Source organism: Acidianus infernus (assembly GCF_009729545.1).
GTDB lineage: Archaea > Thermoproteota > Thermoprotei_A > Sulfolobales > Sulfolobaceae > Acidianus > Acidianus infernus.
On the sequence record NZ_WFIY01000004.1, the window covers coordinates 393,485 to 406,677 of the forward strand.

The 13,193-nt window shown below is 34.7% G+C and carries 15 protein-coding genes; 5 read left to right on the forward strand and 10 right to left on the reverse strand.

Annotated elements, in window-relative coordinates:
- Nucleotides 1-9: 9 nt before the first annotated feature.
- The 5 genes from ilvC to D1867_RS02385 all read right to left on the reverse strand — a co-directional run bounded on the left by ilvC (nt 10) and on the right by D1867_RS02385 (nt 4,513).
- Complete coding sequence (gene ilvC, locus D1867_RS02365; RefSeq protein ID WP_338077932.1) at nt 10-1,017, reverse strand: ketol-acid reductoisomerase; 1,008 nt, start codon at nt 1,015-1,017, stop codon at nt 10-12.
- Nucleotides 1,001-1,330 (reverse strand): ACT domain-containing protein, encoded by a 330-nt coding sequence (locus D1867_RS02370; RefSeq protein ID WP_338077933.1) that lies wholly within the window; start codon nt 1,328-1,330, stop codon nt 1,001-1,003. Before D1867_RS02370 ends, ilvC begins: the two co-directional genes overlap by 17 nt.
- Entirely contained in the window at nt 1,308-3,026 is a 1,719-nt protein-coding gene (locus D1867_RS02375) for an acetolactate synthase large subunit (RefSeq protein WP_155862648.1), read from the reverse strand. Before D1867_RS02375 ends, D1867_RS02370 begins: the two co-directional genes overlap by 23 nt.
- Before the next feature lie 220 nt (nt 3,027-3,246).
- The gene (locus tag D1867_RS02380; protein WP_155864368.1) at nt 3,247-3,732 is read right to left on the reverse strand and encodes a magnesium-dependent phosphatase-1; all 486 of its coding nucleotides are present in this window, start codon (nt 3,730-3,732) and stop codon (nt 3,247-3,249) included.
- On the reverse strand, nt 3,707-4,513 hold the full coding sequence (locus D1867_RS02385) for a GTPase (protein ID WP_155862649.1): 807 nt from the start codon (nt 4,511-4,513) through the stop codon (nt 3,707-3,709). Before D1867_RS02385 ends, D1867_RS02380 begins: the two co-directional genes overlap by 26 nt.
- A 34-nt stretch (nt 4,514-4,547) precedes the next feature.
- Here D1867_RS02385 and D1867_RS02390 point away from each other — a divergent pair, with 34 nt between their 5' ends.
- Nucleotides 4,548-5,501: a hypothetical protein gene (locus D1867_RS02390; RefSeq protein WP_155862650.1), complete on the forward strand. Its 954-nt coding sequence runs from the start codon at nt 4,548-4,550 to the stop codon at nt 5,499-5,501.
- Here D1867_RS02390 and D1867_RS02395 read toward each other — a convergent pair.
- Nucleotides 5,469-6,311 (reverse strand): UbiA family prenyltransferase, encoded by an 843-nt coding sequence (locus tag D1867_RS02395; protein WP_338077934.1) that lies wholly within the window; start codon nt 6,309-6,311, stop codon nt 5,469-5,471. The genes D1867_RS02390 and D1867_RS02395 overlap by 33 nt on opposite strands.
- 38 nt (nt 6,312-6,349) lie before the next feature.
- Here D1867_RS02395 and D1867_RS02400 point away from each other — a divergent pair, with 38 nt between their 5' ends.
- Nucleotides 6,350-6,541 (forward strand): PolB1-binding protein PBP2 family protein, encoded by a 192-nt coding sequence (locus D1867_RS02400; RefSeq protein WP_152940683.1) that lies wholly within the window; start codon nt 6,350-6,352, stop codon nt 6,539-6,541.
- On the opposite strand, the gene D1867_RS02405 is transcribed toward D1867_RS02400, so the two are convergent.
- Together D1867_RS02405 and speD are read right to left on the reverse strand one after the other, a co-directional pair.
- The gene (locus D1867_RS02405) at nt 6,518-7,411 is read right to left on the reverse strand and encodes an NAD(P)/FAD-dependent oxidoreductase (RefSeq protein WP_240872152.1); all 894 of its coding nucleotides are present in this window, start codon (nt 7,409-7,411) and stop codon (nt 6,518-6,520) included. The genes D1867_RS02400 and D1867_RS02405 overlap by 24 nt on opposite strands.
- A gap of 2 nt (nt 7,412-7,413) precedes the next feature.
- Nucleotides 7,414-7,785 (reverse strand): adenosylmethionine decarboxylase, encoded by a 372-nt coding sequence (gene speD / locus D1867_RS02410; RefSeq protein WP_148230295.1) that lies wholly within the window; start codon nt 7,783-7,785, stop codon nt 7,414-7,416.
- Between the two features lie 194 nt (nt 7,786-7,979).
- On the opposite strand from speD, the gene D1867_RS02415 reads away from it, so the two are divergent.
- Nucleotides 7,980-8,261 (forward strand): DUF211 domain-containing protein, encoded by a 282-nt coding sequence (locus D1867_RS02415; RefSeq protein WP_338077935.1) that lies wholly within the window; start codon nt 7,980-7,982, stop codon nt 8,259-8,261.
- Nucleotides 8,258-9,217 carry a TIGR00269 family protein gene (locus D1867_RS02420; protein ID WP_155862651.1) on the forward strand — a complete coding sequence of 320 codons (960 nt, stop codon included), beginning with the start codon at nt 8,258-8,260 and terminating at the stop codon, nt 9,215-9,217. The genes D1867_RS02415 and D1867_RS02420 overlap by 4 nt, the downstream gene beginning before the upstream one ends.
- Here D1867_RS02420 and D1867_RS02425 read toward each other — a convergent pair.
- On the reverse strand, nt 9,193-9,717 hold the full coding sequence (locus D1867_RS02425; RefSeq protein WP_155862652.1) for a cob(I)yrinic acid a,c-diamide adenosyltransferase: 525 nt from the start codon (nt 9,715-9,717) through the stop codon (nt 9,193-9,195). The two genes, D1867_RS02420 and D1867_RS02425, sit on opposite strands and share 25 nt — an antisense overlap.
- A 72-nt stretch (nt 9,718-9,789) precedes the next feature.
- Between D1867_RS02425 and leuS the strand changes: the two genes are divergently transcribed.
- Nucleotides 9,790-12,615, forward strand: coding sequence for a leucine--tRNA ligase (gene leuS / locus D1867_RS02430; protein WP_155862653.1), 2,826 nt, complete (start codon nt 9,790-9,792; stop codon nt 12,613-12,615).
- On the opposite strand, the gene D1867_RS02435 is transcribed toward leuS, so the two are convergent.
- Nucleotides 12,605-13,192, reverse strand: coding sequence for a hypothetical protein (locus tag D1867_RS02435; RefSeq protein ID WP_155862654.1), 588 nt, complete (start codon nt 13,190-13,192; stop codon nt 12,605-12,607). The two genes, leuS and D1867_RS02435, sit on opposite strands and share 11 nt — an antisense overlap.
- Between the last annotated feature and the right edge of the window lies 1 nt (nt 13,193).

Genomic DNA, 13,193 nt, shown 5'->3' on the forward strand with positions numbered 1-13,193 from the left:
TTAAAAAATCTAAGATTTAGGCTTTCCTCTCTCAATAATTTCCTTTAATCTTCTTCTAGTTTGCTCTTCTAAACTATTCTCTATTTCTTCCAAGCCTTCCTTTATTGTAGGACTTCCTCTGTTATATTCCTCTATCCATTCCTCAGCAAATTTACCAGACCTTATCTTTTCTGCAGCTTCTAGCATTCTTTTTCTGACTTCATCATTTATTACAAACTTGCCGACGGTTAATCCTCCGTATTTTGCTGTATCAGAAACTGCCTTAAGCATTCCTGTGAAGCCTTTCTCATAAATTATGTCTACTATCATCTTCATTTCATTGATTGTCTCAAAGTAAGCTACTTCTGGTTGATAACCTAATTCGACTAACGTTCTGAAAGCTGACCTCATTAATTCCATTACTCCGCCTACTAGTGTAGTTTGTTCTCCGAATAAATCAGTTTCAGTTTCTTCCTTAAATGTGGTCTCTATTACTCCAGCTCTTGTAGCGCCTATACCTTTTGCAATTGCTAAAGCCTTTTCCATTGCCTTTCCAGACGGATTTTGCTGAACTGCCACTAATGCTGGAACTCCTCCTCCTTTAGTGTAAAAGTCTCTTACTGTTGCTCCTGGCCCTTTAGGCGCTACCATATAAACGTCGCTGGTACTAGGAGGATCAATTAGCTTATAATGTATATTAAAACCGTGGGCAAACACTAAATCTGCTCCTTCCTTCATATTTGGTTGTACTTTTTCTCTATATACGTACCTCTGAACCATATCAGGAATTAGAAATATTATAATATCAGCCTGCTTTACCGCATCTTCTGTATGTACTGGCTGAAAACCGTCTTGGACTGCTTGTTTCCACGAATTACCTTCTCTTTCTAAGCCTACTATAACGTTTAGTCCCGAATCCCTTAAGTTTAATGCCCATGCCCTTCCTTGGTTGCCGTAACCTAATACTGCAATTTTTTTATCTTTTATAGGATCTAAACTTGCATCTTGGTCTGTATATATTTTAGCCAACTTTTTCACCCCAACTATAGGTTGTTACTTTTGTATATGACGGGATAAAAAACGAATTGCTTTGGCAAGGAACTAATTTACCGTCTTCTAGAACCTCAACTTTTTCTACGTCTACAGTTTTACTTAAGTTGAGTATTGCCAAGTGGGTATTCTTAGTTTCTCTAACTAGGAGATAAACCTCGTATAAGCCGTCATCGCTTATTCTCCTTGCTGTGACCCAATCTATGTCTACCCATAGTTTTCTAAATGTACTAATTACTCTCTCTAGGAAGCCTGGGTCTCTATAATAACCAGTTACTTTAACTATTCTTCCTTGGGTCACTTACTATCACCTGCTTTAATTTTCCTCCAGGGGGTAAAGTGGGTAAAGCTAATTCGTTTTTATCTATTGGTAATCTAATTACAGTTGGCAAATCTTCCCTTATTGCGGTTTTTATTGCTTTTTCTAGTTCCTCATAACTATCTGCATTAAAACCTAAAGCACCAAATGCCTCAGCATATTTAACGAAATCCGGCGATGGTCCATAATCTACTCCTACTATCCTTTTATTCTGGAATAAGTCTTGTACTTGTCTTACTAAACCTAGAGATCTATTATCGAATATAACTGAAATCACTGGAATATGCTCATCAACGGCTGTAGCTAAATTATTTCCAGTCATCATAAAGGATCCATCGCCATCTAAATCTACTACTACTTTATCTGGTCTAGCAAGCTTTGCACCCATGGCTGCAGGTAATCCAAAACCCATTGTACCCATACCTGTTGAAGATAAGAAAGTCCTAGGTTCAAGAACTTCCCAAAATACTTCTGCCCACATTTGATGTTGTCCCACTCCAGTTGTTACTATTGCATCCCTAGGAATCGCATTTCTTATTGTCTTCAACGCTTTCCACGGTTTTATTTTACCCGGTTCGTCTTGATAGTAAAATTGTGCATAATACTCTTTCAATTCCTTAACTCTTTTCATCCATGCGGATCTATCTTTTTTCATTCCGACTTTAATTACTGCGTTTAATAATTCCCTAGTTAGAATTTTTGCATCGCCATACATAGCTACATCTACTTTGAACGCTCTCTCTGCATCGGTCGGGTCTAAGTTTATCATGATGAACTTCTTTTTAGTCTCTATCATCTCATCGTAAGAAGTAAATGTTCTATCACTTAATCTAGCCCCTATTATTAGCATTACGTCGGATTCTAACGCAGCAAGTGAGGCTTCCGCTCTTCCATAGTATCCCATGGGTCCAACATATAATGGATGATCGTGTGGAATCGCTGATTTTCCTGGTAAGGTTGAAATTATTGGACAAATTAGAGTTTCTGCCAAGTTTAATACTTCAGTAGTTGCATTGGACCAAGTTACTCCAGTACCAACTAGAATTATTGGTTTTTCTGCATTAACTAGTATTTCTGCTGCCTTCTTCAGTTTTTCTGGTTCTATAACAGTTCTGAACGGCTTATATCCTCTTACCATTGGTTTTTCTGGCCATTCTACTTCATCAATTTTTTCTAATTGGACGTCTCTCGGAATATCTACAAGTACTGGGCCAGGTCTTCCCGTAGTGGCAATGTAAAATGCGTTCTTTATCCATATTGGAATTTCACTTACAGTTTTTAATTGTACTACATACTTTGTTATATCTTTAAATATTCCTGGTTGGTCGGATTCCTGAAAAGCCATTTTTCCTATTGAAGATCTATTTACTTGTCCCGTTATCGCTATTACTGGTGAGCTATCCCAATATGCAGTTATCATTCCAGTTACTAGGTTAGTTGCTCCAGGGCCGGATGTAGCAGTAACCACACCAGGAAAGCCAGAAACTCTTGCAAATCCGTCTGCGGCGTGAGTTGCTCCCTGTTCGTGTCTCATTAATACGTGTCTTATTTCCTGGTTTTGTATTTCATAAAATAGTTCGTCATAAAACGGCATATTATATAATCCTGGTATGCCGAAGATTACTTTCACTCCTTCTCTCTTTAGCGCATCTACTAGAATTCTGGCGCCACTAGGCAACGTTCTTCACCTCTGTTACTATTTTTAGAAGAAGCAATTGGTTGACTTGAAAATATTTTAGAGAACTTATTGGATTTGGAGGGTATGATCACCTATCATCTTTTCCACGGCTTAGCAAATATACCGTTAAATTTTTAAGCTTTATCTTTTCTCTTTAAAAACTCTTATGATAATTTTTTAACTTTTTAAAAAGTTATGTATCCATAGGTTTAAAAATAGTTTAATCTAACATGTGAAGAATTTCACTATGGCATTTTATATCTTTCCACATTTCAACACATTTAATATTTCCTAAATATAACCATACATTTCCAAAGTGAGATCTTCTATCGTCAATAAACATTGTCTCCTCTGGTTTTATTTTAATCCCCTTATTTCTCAGTTCACTAAGAATCTCATTTATCATGATAAACTTGTAAGGAAAGTCTCTGGACACAATAACATCAAAATATTTATATAAATCTAGAATTTGTAAAATTTTTTGTGTTTTATCTGGGTAATTCCAGGTTGCTAAACCCAGTATTATTCCTTTCTTCTTCAGTTCTTCTAAAGTTTCTCTAACATCTGGAAAAACTTTTAGCTTTCTGCCTTTAGCGTCTTCAATTTCATTTTTATTAATAATTTTTATTGGATCCTCAAATTCTGAAATATTATAGTGATCCCAAAGAGTTTTGTCTGCATCAAATATTACTACTTTTATTTTCATCATTAGACTCTGATGGTGGGAGGGTAAAATAAATTATCTTTCCTTCGTGGTAGTCTCTAATTAATTGCCTTGCTGCTTCTTCAATAAGAGGCTCTTTATCTTTTTTATAAAACCAGCCTCTCTTAATTGCAATCTTCTGAAGCAAATCCAATCCATCGGAATAATCAAGTTTATAAGCAGACTTCAACGCATTTTTATCAAACTTTTCAATTCTATCTATAAGTAATAATGCTACCTTTACTGGATCTTCTATTTTCTCAACAGCTTGTCCCCTTATAGCTTTTTCTAGTGGGCTTCCGTCTGGAGGAATGATTCCGGGCGTATCCCAAGCGTAAATTTTTGAATCTACCTTGAATTTTTGTATAGTTTTTGTATAGCCATAAGCCATTGGGTGGGCAGACGTAGAAGCGGAATGCCTTCCTTTTAAGGCATTTATTATAGAGGATTTCCCAGTCTTTGGATAGCCTACTAAGCAAATCGTTCCTTCGTTTCCTTTTAATACTTCCTTTATTGCATTACGTAAAATTTTAGTTCCTAAGTGCGAAGTTGCGGAAATGTAAACAGTTTTTATTCCATCTTCCTTCTCTATATATCTCTTCCATTTTTCAAGGACTTCCCTTGGCACTAGGTCTCCTTTGTTAATAACTATTAAAATTCCTTTACCTTCCTTCTTTACTATACTTTCTATCTTTTTAGATCTAGTAAGGTCTGGTTCCCTAGAGTCAACTATCTCTAGTACAGCATCTGATTTCTTTATAACCTTTAGCACATCTCCTAGCATTCATTTTATTTTCTTTTTTCCTCATTATATATTCATGCCAATTGGTAAGATTGCAACATTTGACGAAGGAAGCATAAACGGCAGTATTGAATATTCAACTTTGCTAAAATCCACAAAAGTTAGCTCTGAAAATAGGGAACTACTTTATACATTTTATGCTGAAAAAAAGCCCATAAAGGCATACATTGTTATAATAACGGAGACAAGAGATTTAACAACTAAGTGGAGACTTTGGTTAAACAATTTTTCGTTAACCAAGGAATTTAAGCCTATAGATACCGTGAAAGTTGGCGGATCTTATTATAATCTAAATATTTATGACGTTACTCATTTAGCGCGAGAAGGCAAAAACGAGTTCGTTGTTTCTCATTCTTCAATTGAAGGGATTTGGGTTCATATTATAAATTCAGTTCTATTTTATGAAGTTCCAGAGTTTAAAACGAATTATAAACTTAGAGCAGGAATATATTTAATACAGCCTTCAGAAGAAATAGAGTTAGATGGAGAAGGTAAAAACTACATTGTAATCAGGAATCCTAATAAGTCAATATTAAAGGTTGTCAATAGTACAGGGACTGTTACAACAATTGGCGGGAGTTTAGATAGTGATGAAATTGAGGTAAAAGGTCACTTAAGCATAATCCATGAATCGTCGCAAAGGAGTCCCGCTTTTCTATTTTTACATTATTCAGAAAATTCAATAACTCCAAATATTTCGATAAATGTGAGTGGTAAAATAGGGAGGGATAATAAAGCCGTTATAACTCTTTACAACGACGGTGAAGTAGACTTAGATAAGGTTTTGCTTAATGCAATGCTGAACGGAGTTACTATACACTTTAAATCTTTTGATAATATAAAAATAGGGCAAAAGATTAATTATGAGTTCTTTGTACCAAAAAAGGGTAACGTGCATCTAAGAATTGTAGGCGTAAAATCTGGTTTTAGGAAAATTTTAGATAAAGATCTTGAATGGGAGACTGCCTAGAATAAAAGCTATCATACCTATGAAAGCTGAACCCTTTAATAAACCTCTAGCTTCTCCTCCTCCTCTAGGCGAAGTTTCTGCAAATACTGCTTTTAAAGTGAAGAAAGTAAATGGAATTAAAAGTATTCCATAAATAATGTTAAATCCAAGTAGAATTGGCAACGGAGAGATTGCTAACATTAAAAGTAATATTACCCTTGCAATATTCCAAGTGAATCTAATTCCCTTGGTAGTTGCTAATGTTCTCACACCATATTTCTTGTCTCCTTCATAGTCTTCTATTCCTTTAACCAACTCTCTTCCTAATGTGAGAAGAAAAGAGTACGCTGTTGGTATTATTACTCTCTCAAACCAATTTCCTTCAAAATATGCTATACCACCATAGAATATTGATAAAGCAGTAGTAGTTGCTACGATTATGTTACCAGCCAAGCCCTGCCTTTTAAGCGTTTTAGCGTAGTAAATTAAAGCTATTGAAGTCATTATTGCCAATAATCCTTGTAAAATTCCAAGGATAAAAGCTAATCCACTGCCTATTATCATTGTTGAGTAAGATAAAGTAACTGCGTTCTTTATGCTTATTCGTCCAGATGGTAGCGGTCTATCTGGTTTATTTATCTTATCTATTTCAATGTCGTATACGTCATTTATAGCGTAACCGCCTGCTGCGACTAAAGACACTACAATCAGTGAGATTATTAGCTTCTCTAGATTAAAATTCCAAGCAGAGGAAACAACGTAGCCTGTAAAATCTCCTATTGCAGCGCCTATAACGTTATGTATCCTTACAAGTTTTAGATAAGGATTCACGATAGCGTTAAATGATTGTAAGAAAATAAAATTAGAGTATGGAAAAGGACATAGAAATTGCTGAGAAATATTTTAGAAAATATATTTCTGTTGGAGAAATTATTGCTGTCAGGGATTTAAAAGCACTAGGAGTTAAAGATCCAGAAAAAGTTATAGTTGAATTAATGAACAAGGGAATTATAGAAAAGGGCGAGGGATGTTTCAATTTAGTGAGAGAAAAGAAGCATTGAATGAAAATCGAATTCCTTTTCTGCCCTTATTGTTTTATCCTTGTAAATTCTTGCTAAAGATAACCAAATTCTCCAACTTTTCTCCACTAATGTAGTTAAATAGTACTGTTTTCTTATTTCTTTGGATAATTCTGAAAAAGTCTTAGCATAATTATTTGAGGAAATTAATTCAGCTATTCCAAATATTCCACCGCCGGTAAATGTTTTTATTAATCCTGTTCTATCTCCAAAGGCTATAATGCTACTTTGAGGTTTAATTGGCTTTACTCTAGGTATTGAACCACCGTGTATCTCAATTAATCTTTTATCCACAGCTGGTAAGAACAGCTTAGGATTAGAGTAAGATAAAGATCCTACCAAAGTTTTATCAGGTAAAGGTACTATCCACGAAAATCCTCCAGGATTTTTTGAATCAATAAAAACTCTAATCTTATCCATTTCTGGCAAAGGCTCTCTTACTTCCTCTATTGCTTTGATCCATTTAGCCTTTCCTTTCCAGCCGGAGCAATCGATTACTTTCCCATGATATACATTGCTATTTACTACTACTTCCTTCTCGTTCCTAATTTCCGCATTAACTGGCCTAATAACTTTTAACTCTTGGTCTAGCCATTTTTCTAATTTTTCCCTATTTAGCCTTAATACGTGGGTTTTAATAAAAATTGAATATTTATTATTTATAACTATCTCTATTTCTTTAAAATCTCTATCTACGAACTCTCTTGGTATTTCTAGTTTTTGAAAAGTAGAGTAGCTTATTATTCCAGTACATTTTTTACCAGGAAATCTTTTTCTATCAAAAATAAGAATTTTTTCTTCCTTATCCTTATTTTTATACCCAAATAAAAGTCCTGCTAATCCTCCACCCACTATTAAAAGTCCGATGATCTATCAGCCTCATTCATACTATACCTTTTTGCTCCAAGTTCCTTTACTATGTAAGCAAAGGCTTTCTTGGGGTCACTCTTTGCGCCACAGGAATAAACGTCAACTGTGGCAAATTTGTACTCAGGCCATGTGTGAATTGTTATATGACTTTCTAATACTATAGCTACAACGCTAGCTCCTTCACCGATTTTCCATGCCTTAACGTCAAGGAGGGTCATGTTACCTATTTTAGCAGCATTTATTACAATATTCTTCAGTTTTTCTACATCTTTTAAAACTTCCTCATCACAATCGTATAAGCTCCCATAAACTTGTTTTCCTATAACTTTTGGTACTTCTTGGTTTATCCCCATCATTTTTAAACCCCCCTTTATATACCCCCGAACCCTATTTATTTAAAATTAACCTAAACATGTTACAAGGTCTTTAAGACTTAAAGTATAGGCGTCTTTAATATTTTTAATACTTAAAATCCCAGATAATTGATATATATTCAAGATAAAAATTAGATTTTTAACGCTAAAGTCCTTATTTAACACATTGATGAAGAGTGAGTATAAGAAGGATTGTTCTTGACGTTTTAAAACCAATTAAAGGTACAACAATAATAGATTTAGCCGGTAAACTAACTGAACTAGAAGGAATAGATGGAGTTAATATTAGCGTAACAGACATGGACGTAGAAACTATGGGTTTAATGGTAGTTATAGAAGGATCTAATATAAATTTTGAAGAAGTAAAAAAGGTCTTAGAAGAGGACGGTTGTGCAATACATAGTATAGATGAAGTTGCAGCAGGAAATAGATTAGTAGAAGGAAGGAAAGGAAAATGATTTGTGACGTTTGTAAATCTAGGGAGGCTGTAGTTTATCAGCCCCATACTGGGAGAAGATTATGTAAAGAATGTTTCATAGAGGATATAAGACAGAGAGTTAAGAAAGAAGCTGAGAAACAAGGCCTTCTAAAGGCTAGCAAGATTCTTTTAGCGGTTTCTGGTGGAAAAGATAGTCTGACTTTAGCAGACACATTGGCTAGTTTCATTGATCCTAAGAGGTTAGTGGCATTTAACATTGTGGAAGGTATTTCTGGATATAATAGGAAGGAACAGGCAGAGAAATTAAGAAAATACCTTGACGATCTTGGTATAGAATTAATATCAACCTCATTTAAGGATTCTGTGGGTTACACATTAGATGAGATGGTATCCTCGGCTAGAGCTAAAGGGCTAAATATATCAGCTTGCACTTTTTGTGGAGGATTTAGAAGAAAATTAATTAACGATGCAGGAAGACAAGTTAAAGCGGATCTGGTGGCTACTGGACATAATTTAGATGACGAGGCACAAACTGTTATAGTAAATATACTTAGAGGTGACGTTAAGAGATTAGTAAGATTAGGGGATGTACCTCTAAAGTTAAGCGATAAGTTTGTTTTAAGAGTCAAACCTCTAAGGAAGATTTATGAGTGGGAAACCACAATGTATGCTTTTCTAAAAGGATTTGAATTTCAGGAAGTCGAATGTCCTTACATTTCAGCCAGACCTACATTGAGAGCTAAGGTTAGGGAGTTACTTTATTTAATTGAACAGCAAAAACCCGGTAGTCTACTTAGGATTGTTGAAGAGTTTGATAAAATATCAGAGCTAGTAAGGCAACATTCTCCAAAAGAAGAATTACCTACTTGTAAGATTTGTGGAGAACCTACAAGTTATGGAAGAGAAATATGTAAAAATTGTGAATTAATGATACAATCTGGGCTTTTACCTCAGAAGTATTTGCGTATATCGTAAATTCTTTCTTCAATTCCTTTTCTCTTATTTGCTACAATTGCCATGGAAAATAAGAGCGAAGATAGTCTATTTAGATAAACTATTATCCATTTGTCAAATTCAATCTCTTTAGAATATTTAACTGCGTTCCTTTCTACTCTTCTTACTATGCTTCTGGCTACATGAAGGTAAGAAGCTTCTTCTGAGCCTCCAGGGATTACAAAAAGCTTTACTGGTCCGCTCTCTTTTCTATAAGCTATTGTCCTTTCTTCTAGCCATTTCACGTTCTCTTGAGTTATTTTAATATTTCCAGTACTTAATTCTTCTCCTATTGCGAATAATTCATATTGAATTTTTTCAATGTCTTTCTTCATATCGTCCCAAGGTAATTTAGCTAAGGCTAAGCCCAAGAAAGAATTTACTTCATCTAAGTCGCCTAACATATTTACTAAAGGGGAATCTTTACCTACTCTCTTATTTATTACATTTGTATTTCCGTCGTCTCCAGTTCTTGTGAACATTTAATAAGCTTAAAAAATATCTCAGTAATATAGGTTTTGGTGGGCTGAATTTCTCAGACTTTCAGTGCGTTTCTGGTCAATATATCCCAAAAATGGCAAAAGAAATGGGAAGAGAGCAAAATATTTGAAAGTAATCCAGATAGTAGAAAGAAGTTCTTTACTACAGTAGCTTTTCCTTATCCAAATAGTCCTTTCCACTTAGGTCACGGAAGAACGTATACCACTGCAGATATCTATGCCAGATATATGAGAATGAAAGGCTATAATGTACTATTCCCAATGGGATTTCATTATACAGGAACGCCGATAATAACTATGGCAGATGACGTAGCTAAAGGAGAAAAGGAAGTTATAGACATTTTCAAAAATATTTATGAGATACCTCCAGACGATATTCCGAAATTATCAGATCCGCTGTTCATGGCTAACTACTTTAAGGAGGATATAAAGAAAGCTATGAAAGAACTAGGGTTAAGCATAGACTGGAGGAGAGAATTTACAACAATAGACCCAGAATTTTCTTCATTTATTGTTTGGCAATTTAATAAATTACAGCAACAAGGCTATATAGTGAAGGACACTCATCCAGTAGGCTGGTGCCCTGTTCATCATTTACCGGTTGGGATGCACGACACTAAAGGCGATGTAGAGCCAGATATAGGAGAATACGTGCTAATTTACTTTGAATCAGAGAAGGGTATCTTACCCGTTGCAACTTTAAGGCCGGAGACTATCTTTGGAGTAGTTGCAGTATGGGTAAACCCCAAAGTAACTTATGCAATAACTGAAATAGATGGAAAAAGAATGATAGTTACAGAAAGGGCAGCTTTTAAGTTAAGTTTCCAGATCGATAATGTTAAGGTTTTAGATAAGATTTCTGGATCAGATTTAATTAAATTAACTGCGATTAATCCAATAACTGGTCAGAGCGTTCCAGTATTGCCGGGCGAATTCGTTGACCCAGATATGGCAACGGGAGTAGTAATGAGCGTTCCGGCTCATGCGCCTTTTGATTATTATTATTTAAAGAAAGTTAGTCCAAACACCCAAATAATTCCAGTAATAAAGGTTGAAGGTTACGGTGAGTCTCCTGCTGCGGAAGTTGTTGAAAAAGAAAAGCCTAAGAATGACGCCGATCTTAAGAAATTAACTGAGTTAGTATATAGAGCTGAATACAACAAAGGAAAAATGAGGGACGACGTGTTATTAAGAGCTAAACCGGAATATAGGGGAGAGTTAAAAGATATTGTAGGCTTATCAGTACCAGAGGCAAGGAAAATAATTACGAATTTTATAATTAATCACGGTCTAGGTAGGAAAATCTTGGAAATAATGAACAGGCCAGTTTATTGCAGATGCGGAAACGAAGTAGTTGTTAAGATACTAAAAGATCAATGGTTCTTGGATTACGGCAATCCAGAGTGGAAAGCCAAAGCAAAGAAATTGTTATCAATGATGAGAATAGTACCAGAAGAAGCCAGAAAAGATTTTGAATACGCATTAGACTGGCTGCAAAAGAGGGCTTGTGCTAGAACTAGAGGATTAGGCACTCCTCTACCTTGGGATAAGAAATGGATAATTGAAAGTTTATCAGATTCTACAATTTATATGGCTTATTATACGATAGCTCACAAAATAAGGAAATATAACTTACACGCTTCTCAGTTAACGTTCGAATTTTGGGACTACGTAATGCTGGGTAAAGGTAATGTCGAGGAAGTGTCTAAGGTAACTAATATTCCAGTTGAAGTTTTGCAAGATTTAAGAAATGAATTTACTTACTGGTATCCATTAGATATGAGACATAGCGGTTCTGATTTAATACCTAATCACTTATCATTCTTTATATTTAATCATGCAGCAATCTTCCCAGAGAACTTATGGCCTAAAGGTATAGCAGTTAATGGTCTAGTACTTTACGAAGGAAAGAAGATGAGCAAGTCCTTGAGGAATATAATTCCTCTGAGAAAAGCAATTAGAATTTATAGCCCAGACGTTATTAGAATAACATTAGCTGCAACAGCAGATATGGGATCTGAAACTAACTTTACGGAGACTGTAGCTAAGTCTGTAATTGATAATTTGAAGAAGTTTTATGACATGTTAACTACAATTAAAGGGCTTGAGAGTAAAGAGTTTGGTATTCCAGAAAAATGGATGTTATCAAGGTTATATTCTACTATAAAAGAAGTTACGCCAATGATGGATGAAATGAGGTTCAGGGAAGCCTTGAATGAGATCTTATTTGGTTTATCATCCGATATTAATGATTACGTGGAGATGGCTAAAGCTGAAGGGAGAAATCCTAACGCTGAAGTGTTAAAAGAAGTTCTAGAAACTTGGAGTAAATTAATATCTCCATTTGCACCCCATATAGCAGAAGAAGTTTGGAATTCATTAGGTCACAACACTTTCGTATCATTAGAAGAATGGCCTAAATTTGATGAAAGCAAGGTTGATATCAAAACGGAAGTTGCTCACGAATATCATAAGCTAATAATAGATGACGTTAAGGCTATATTAAACGTTTATAAAGGTACTCCAAAGTTAGTTAAAATATACGTTGCAGATAGGTCTAAAATGCAGCTATTAATTGATGCATTAAATGTTATCAGTTCCGGAGGAAATATGAAGACTTTTATGACTTCTCATAAGCCTAAGAATAGTGAGGAAGCAAAAGAATTGCAAAAAATATTCCAATATGCCCAAGGTTTGGGAGACGAAATGAAGAAGATAGCATCTTATGGTTTCGATGAAGAAGAGCTAGTTAAAGAAGGCATAAGCTATATTAAGTATAAGTTAGGATTAGAAGTCAAGGCTGAAAGATTTACAGATGAAATAAAGAAAAAATATAACAAGGACGCACTACCTTTAAGGCCTGCAATCATTATAGAATGAGTTTTATTTTCTTTCCTTCTATGTCTATTTTATCAATTTCTTTCAGAAATAATATTTTTTCCTTTACTTCATCTCTAGGGATATTCAACCTCTTTGAAGCAATATTTACTAAATCTCTCATTTCGCATTCTCCACCCAGCTCTTTTATAATATTAAGCAATTCAGTGTAGTCGTTTGTTAATTTTACTTCATTTATTTCGCCCTTTACAATCTTAAATGGAATTATTTCGTCTTCGATTATTGCCTTATATACGTTGAACTCAAATTTTTCTACTCTAACCTTTATTGCGTTAACCTTTAGATTCTTATAAGAAGTTGCAAAAATGAACTTTTCCGGCAGTTCGCTCTCATTCTCTGCTTCAAAAACTAAGAAAGCAGAATTTTCGTCGCATTTTACTGGGAAATCTACGTCTTTAGGATAAAATTCCCACTTTATTTTACCGAAGTTTCCAATGCAAATGTTCTTCCCAGTTTTTCTATAATAAAGTGATGCAAAATTCATTAATAATGTTAAATTTACTGAGTAATAATAGGAGATTACTAAGCTTTTCTTGTCTAGTAATCTTTCTAAAAACACG

Coding starts and splice junctions, on each gene's coding strand:
- D1867_RS02380 (WP_155864368.1), bottom strand. CDS start 3,732: ATGAAAATAAAAGTAGTAATATTTGATGCAGACAAAACTCTTTGGGAT.
- D1867_RS02385 (WP_155862649.1), bottom strand. CDS start 4,513: ATGCTAGGAGATGTGCTAAAGGTTATAAAGAAATCAGATGCTGTACTA.
- D1867_RS02390 (WP_155862650.1), top strand. CDS start 4,548: ATGCCAATTGGTAAGATTGCAACATTTGACGAAGGAAGCATAAACGGC.
- D1867_RS02400 (WP_152940683.1), top strand. CDS start 6,350: ATGGAAAAGGACATAGAAATTGCTGAGAAATATTTTAGAAAATATATT.
- speD (WP_148230295.1), bottom strand. CDS start 7,785: ATGATGGGGATAAACCAAGAAGTACCAAAAGTTATAGGAAAACAAGTT.
- D1867_RS02420 (WP_155862651.1), top strand. CDS start 8,258: ATGATTTGTGACGTTTGTAAATCTAGGGAGGCTGTAGTTTATCAGCCC.
- D1867_RS02425 (WP_155862652.1), bottom strand. CDS start 9,717: ATGTTCACAAGAACTGGAGACGACGGAAATACAAATGTAATAAATAAG.